Source organism: Nitrosophilus sp. (assembly GCF_982775275.1).
In genome coordinates this window covers 1-4128 of sequence record NZ_CEXZHP010000138.1, presented here as the reverse complement: position 1 = coordinate 4128, position 4128 = coordinate 1, and the positions used below count along the sequence as shown (strand labels likewise).

Sequence of the window (4128 nt, the reverse complement as noted above, 5' to 3'; positions counted from 1 at the left end):
GTTTTTTTGAGATATGCAAAATCAAAGGATTTACAAAAGACCAAGGAGTAATAATCCCAAAATCAAACATTGAACACTTAATATTAAAAGATGAAATATACGAAAAAATAGATAAAGGAGAGTTTTTTATATATGGAGTAAAAAATATAGATGAAGCTATTGAGATACTTACCGATAAAAAAGCGGGTATAAGAGAAGAAAATGGAGAGTTTACTAAAGATAGTTTTAACTTCTATGTTGAAAATAGATTAAAAGAGTTTGCTTTAAAGGCAAAAACATTTATAAAAGAAAAATAGTTAATCCTTTATCGACTAGCGTTTTAAAATTTTTTTCAACTCCTTTAATGAATGGGTATTTAAAATATCTTCTTTTTCGCACCACCCTCTTCTTGCTTGATAAACTCCATATTCCATATAATCTAAAGTATAAATATTATGAGCATCTGTGGAGATAGCCATTTTAATGCCCATCTCCTTTGCCAATTTTGCGTTTATATCATTTAGATCTAGCCTCTCAGGCTGAGCATTTATCTCTAAAAAGCAGTTATTCTCTTTTGCGTGTTTCAAAATTTTTTCTATATCTATATCTATTCCTTCTCTTTGCCCTATTAGTCTACCTGTAGGATGAGCTAATATATTAAAGTATGGGTTATCCATCGCCTTTAACACTCTTTTTGTCTGCATCTGCCTTGATAGTTTAAATTTATAATGAACCGCTCCTACGACAATATCGAGTCTTTTTAACACATCATCGCTTAGATCCAAGCTTCCATCTTCTAAAATATCAACTTCAATTCCTTTTAAAATCGTTATACCTTTTAATTTATCATTTATTTTATCTATCTCTTCGATCTGCTCCAAAAGCCTTTTTTCATCGAGTCCTTTTGCTACTGTAACTCTTTTTGAATGATCGGTTATAGCGATATATTCATACCCTTTTTTTAAAGCCGCTTTTGCCATCTCCTCTATGCTATTTTTACCGTCTGTATATTTTGTATGGGTATGTAAGTCGCCCTTAATATCCGAAAGCTTTACTAGATTTGGAAGTTTTCCGATTTTTGCTGCTTCTATCTCTCCTCTATTTTCTCTAAGTTCAGGCTCTATATATGAAAGCTCCACACTTTTAAAAATATCTTCTTCTTTTTCTCCACCAACTCTTTTTTCTCCTTTAAAAACTCCATATTCGTTTATCTTTAATCCAAGCTTCACACCAAGGGATCTTATTGCGATATTGTGAGCTTTTGATCCTGTAAAATAGTGCAAAGCTGCTCCATAACTCTCATTTGGCACGCTTCTTAAATCGATCTGTAAATCAGATTTTAATATAATAGTGCTTCTTGTTGGACCTTTTGAGACTATCTCTTTAATTTGGGGATATTTTACAAAATGATCGGTCACCTTTTGCCAATCTTTTGCCGTTACCAATATATCAAGATCACCTACGGTCTCCTTTTTTCTTCTATAACTTCCGGCAACATCTATATGAATAATCCCTTCTATCTCTTTTAAATATTTTATCAGATCTTCTGCATAGTTTTTTGCTATATCAATTCTAAACCTTTTTCCAGCCTTTTTCGCAAGTCTAATACCTTTTAATATCTTTTCAACAAGAGTTGGTCCAAAACCTGGCAGCTTTAATATTTCGCCGCTTTCAGCGGCTCTTCTTAAATCTTCCATAGATTGAACATTTAATTTTTCATATAAAATCTTAATTCTCTTTGGTCCAAGACCTTCAATAGATAACATCTCAACCAAATGGGGAGGAACCTCTTTTTCTAAATTTTCCAATTTTGAAAATTCTCCCGTAGTTACTATCTCTTTTATATATTCACTTAGATCATGTCCAATTCCCGGTAATTTTGTTAGATCATACCCTTCGTTTACAAGTTCGGCTAAAGATTTGCCTATATTCTCTATAGTTCTTGCGGCATTTCTATATGCTCTAACTTTAAAAGGATTTTCCCCTTTTATTTCCAAAAGATCCGCAGTTTTATTAAATATAGCCGCAATATCGGCATTAGTGATAGCCATAAGATTTCCTTTTATAGGAGTATTTTAGACTATTATAAGATATTTGAAGAAAAAAGAAGATTAAAAGGAGGAAAAAAACTCCTCCTTATTTTACTCTATAATAACTCTCGGGAACAAGTCTTGAGATCTCTTGAACGGCTCTATCTATCATAACCATTAGTGCCTTTTCCATAGGCGTATTTTTATACATACTTAACCCCCCAGCCAGTGCTACGTTTCCAATTAAACCACCGCCGACACCGCCGATACTAAAGCTTGAAGCTTTACCTTCTACTCTAGTAGAGTTTATAACTCTTCCAGTTCTAACATCAACAAGTCTTATATTTGCGGCTATATAAGCCTCTTTTGAGCTAGCCTTTACTCCTAAAAATCCTCCCATAATACCAGCCAATCCACCCTTAATCCCTTCAGCATTGGGCTCAAAAGCTGTAATTGCACCAACGACTAAAATATCTGCGCCTTCTAAATGTCCTCCTTTTGGGGTTTGCTTTTGATTGAAATCTTTTCCTCTTACCATCTCAAGCTCTTTTTGGAGCTCTGCAAATCCTTCCCCCCTTTCTAAAACTACAAATCTATTTGTTCTAAAAAGAGCGTCAACCAACATATCTTTTATACCTTCACCAATTTGCCCGTTACATTTTGCCGCTTTACATCTAAAAACTGCTACGGCTATTCTTGCTTTTGGTCCATTATACGCTGCGACCTCATTTATATTTTGATTTGAAGTTTGAACGGTTGTTGTTGTTCCGGCCGTTGCACATCCTCCAAGCATAAATGCCCCAAATATACCGAGAAAAGCATAAATTAAAATCCCCCTAATTTTTCTTGCAAACATGAAAACCTCCATATAATTTAATTTTTTAAATTTTATAACTAATTTTATTAAAAAGAGTTAAATACTATTTAGTCGATTTTAGATAAGCTCCAAATGCCATTATCAAAAATCCGACTCCAAAAAGTGCATAGGAAGAACTTTTTTCAACCTCTATACATCCTATACTTAGCTGATTAAAAGCTATTACCATCATTGCAAAACCCAAAAGATAAACAAATTCGCTTTTAGTGCATTTTTTACATTTCATTAAAATCCCCAAAGTTTTTTGATATTATATCTATTATAAAAAAATAAAGGTTAAAATTGCAAAAAGCAAGAATACTTCTTCTTGAAGACGATATCAATTTATGTGAAACGATAAAAGAGTATCTTGAAGATGAAGGTTTTTTTGTAGAAGTAGCTTATAGCGCCGACGAAGCTTACGAAAAAATATATGAAAAAAATTTTGATCTGCTTTTGCTTGATGTTATGGTTCCAGGCGAAAATGGATTTGAGATTTTAAAAAATATTAGAAAAAAGAGCAATACCCCCGCAATTTTTATAACATCTTTAAATAGAGTAGAAGATCTTGAAAAAGGATATAAAAGCGGTTGTGACGATTATATTAGAAAACCTTTTGAGTTAAAAGAGTTAAAACTTAGAATCGACACCCTCTTGAAAAGGGAGTTTGATACAAAAAAAAGTTTTATAAAAATTGATGAAAATTTTATCTACAATCTAGATACCGACGAACTTTTAAAAAATGAAGAAGTTATACCTTTAAACCAAAAAGAAAAAAAACTTCTAAAACTTTTTTTAAAAAATAAAAATCAGCCAATATCCCACGAAAAGATTTATGAGACTTTATGGGATTATGATGAGACGCCAAGCGATAGTTCTCTTAGAACATATATAAAAAATCTTAGAAAAATTTTTGGTAAAGATAAAATATTGAGCATAAAAAAACATGGATACAAATTTGTTGCCCAGTGAAAAAAAATCACTATACTCCTTTTTAACTTTATATATATTTTTAACGATTATCATTTTATCTTTGGTATCTGCTATGTATTATAATTTTCAAAAAAATCTCATGTTTTCGCAAGTTAGACCAAAATTGACACAATATGCAAAAGATGTAATACATAGATTAAAAGAGATGCATTATAGTCTGGGAGAGGATTTGCATTATCCAAGATATTCAAATTTCAAATCTGCAATCTATGATGCAGATTATGTAAGAATATTTTCTTTACTTAAAAATCAAAAAGTTAATCTAAACAA

4 protein-coding genes and 2 pseudogenes are annotated in these 4128 nt (G+C 31.6%); 3 read left to right on the top strand and 3 right to left on the bottom strand.

The genetic code is table 11. From position 1 onward, the window contains the following. A pseudogene (locus AC30RD_RS06885) lies at nt 1–296 on the top strand (ATP-dependent protease); the annotation flags it as partial. A 15-nt stretch (nt 297–311) separates the two neighbouring features. Here the strand turns inward: AC30RD_RS06885 and polX are convergent. From polX to AC30RD_RS06870, 3 genes are all read right to left on the bottom strand, one after another. Further along, nucleotides 312–2030 (bottom strand): DNA polymerase/3'-5' exonuclease PolX, encoded by a 1719-nt coding sequence (polX, locus tag AC30RD_RS06880; RefSeq protein ID WP_489493665.1) that lies wholly within the window; start codon nt 2028–2030, stop codon nt 312–314. 85 nt (nt 2031–2115) lie between these two features. After that, on the bottom strand, nt 2116–2865 hold the full coding sequence (locus tag AC30RD_RS06875; RefSeq protein ID WP_489493663.1) for a CsgG/HfaB family protein: 750 nt from the start codon (nt 2863–2865) through the stop codon (nt 2116–2118). Nucleotides 2866–2929: 64 nt separating this feature from the next. Continuing rightward, on the bottom strand, nt 2930–3112 hold the full coding sequence (locus tag AC30RD_RS06870; protein WP_489493661.1) for a hypothetical protein: 183 nt from the start codon (nt 3110–3112) through the stop codon (nt 2930–2932). Between the two features lie 56 nt (nt 3113–3168). Between AC30RD_RS06870 and AC30RD_RS06865 the strand changes: the two genes are divergently transcribed. Together AC30RD_RS06865 and AC30RD_RS06860 are read left to right on the top strand one after the other, a co-directional pair. Further along, entirely contained in the window at nt 3169–3837 is a 669-nt protein-coding gene (locus AC30RD_RS06865) for a response regulator transcription factor (protein WP_489493660.1), read from the top strand. Continuing rightward, a pseudogene (locus AC30RD_RS06860) lies at nt 3824–4128 on the top strand (sensor histidine kinase); the annotation flags it as partial. The gene AC30RD_RS06865 and the pseudogene AC30RD_RS06860, both read left to right, overlap by 14 nt.

Excerpts from the sequence above, each read along its gene's own strand:
- AC30RD_RS06875 (WP_489493663.1), bottom strand. The coding sequence starts at position 2,865 with ATGTTTGCAAGAAAAATTAGGGGGATTTTAATTTATGCTTTTCTCGGT.
- AC30RD_RS06870 (WP_489493661.1), bottom strand. The coding sequence starts at position 3,112 with ATGAAATGTAAAAAATGCACTAAAAGCGAATTTGTTTATCTTTTGGGT.
- polX (WP_489493665.1), bottom strand. The coding sequence starts at position 2,030 with ATGGCTATCACTAATGCCGATATTGCGGCTATATTTAATAAAACTGCG.